Origin of the sequence: Cryobacterium sp. MLB-32 (genome assembly GCF_000738085.1) — a bacterium.
Taxonomy (GTDB): Bacteria; Actinomycetota; Actinomycetes; order Actinomycetales; family Microbacteriaceae; genus Cryobacterium.
In genome coordinates this window covers 1-1,237 of sequence record NZ_JPRS01000476.1, presented here as the reverse complement: position 1 = coordinate 1,237, position 1,237 = coordinate 1, and the positions used below count along the sequence as shown (strand labels likewise).

The window sequence follows — 1,237 nt, the reverse complement described above, 5'->3', positions numbered from 1 at the left end:
TTGATCGCGACCTATGCTGCCGATAAGGCGATCGTCGATCTGGCCGCGGCGCAATCAGCGATCACCGAGAACAGCGAGTAAACCCGCGTCACCGTTGACGATTACGCCGTCAGCCTGACGATGAAAGCCCCGCCGGAATCCTCCGGCGGGGCTTTTTCAGACCCCGGCATCGTCACGGGAGTTGACGCCGCCACCGTCAAACAACGCGACGGACAACAATCGACATCCGGCGATACGGACTTCGTCGTTCTCGACCTTGTAGATCAGACGATGTTCGTCTGTGATCCGACGTGACCAATACCCGTGGAAGCCGTGCTTGAGGGGTTCGGGTTTTCCGATGCCTTCATTGCCGTTGCGACTAACGTCGCTCAGGAGCGCATTGATGCGCTTGAGAATCTTGCGGTCTTGCGTCTGCCACCAGCAGTAGTCGTCCCAGGCATCCTCGTCCCAGATCAACTTCATTCGTCAAGGTCGTGCTGCGTGCCGTGGCCAGCCTCGAGTCGCTCGATCGAGCCGAGGAGACGGCGCGCGTTCGCAGGGTTCTTCAGCAGATAGGCGGTTTCCTTGAGCGACTCGTAGTCGTCGAGCGAGACGATGACCACGGGTTCGTGACCTGCACGAGTGATAACAACTTCTTCTCGGTCATCCACCACCGCTGAGAGTGTCTCGGCGTACTTCGCCCGGGATTCTGAATATGTCATAGTTCGCATTGGGATCCTTTCACGTACAGAAAATTGTACGTCACCTTGGTTGCGACTACAAGATGCACCCACAGCTCCACGATCGTCGCGTGAGCCGTTCCCAAATGCCATTCCCTCCATCGAGCATTGCGCGGTGGGAGGCCGTCGGCAGTCGATGCCCGATGGAGGGTGCGATGCGTTCATCTGTTCCGATCCCAGGATCTCAGGGAAAGGCCTCCAGGTCAGGGCGAACGAGACCTGGGCGTCGAACCAGGTCTTGTGTTCAGTGCGCTGCGAAGTATCTGGGCCACGGCCACGGAACGTCTGTGCTGTACACGCACTATGTGAAGTACATCAACACGGTCGACGATGCAGGTGCGGGCGCGCTCGACAACCTCATGCCGAAAGCACTAACGGCTTGATTCCAAACGGCAAAACAAAAGACCCCGTCCAGTTGGACGGGGTCTTTTTCTGTATCTGCCTCAAAGCATTCGTGTGAGTAACACGTGAGTTTGGGATATCTACTTGGAGTCAAGTTTCATTTCATGGGAGATAAA

Annotated in this window: 2 protein-coding genes; both read right to left on the bottom strand. The window is 56.8% G+C overall.

The window, feature by feature from the left end; genetic code table 11:
* Positions 1–156: 156 nt before the first annotated feature.
* Positions 157–462: a Txe/YoeB family addiction module toxin gene (locus JF66_RS19475; RefSeq protein ID WP_081882515.1), complete on the bottom strand. Its 306-nt coding sequence runs from the start codon at positions 460–462 to the stop codon at positions 157–159.
* Positions 459–710 (bottom strand): type II toxin-antitoxin system Phd/YefM family antitoxin, encoded by a 252-nt coding sequence (locus JF66_RS19470; RefSeq protein WP_035880540.1) that lies wholly within the window; start codon positions 708–710, stop codon positions 459–461. The genes JF66_RS19475 and JF66_RS19470 overlap by 4 nt, the downstream gene beginning before the upstream one ends.
* Positions 711–1,237 lie beyond the last annotated feature (527 nt).

Bases quoted from the DNA above. Each gene is read 5' to 3' on its own strand.
- JF66_RS19475 (WP_081882515.1), bottom strand. From the start codon at position 462: ATGAAGTTGATCTGGGACGAGGATGCCTGGGACGACTACTGCTGGTGG.
- JF66_RS19470 (WP_035880540.1), bottom strand. From the start codon at position 710: ATGCGAACTATGACATATTCAGAATCCCGGGCGAAGTACGCCGAGACA.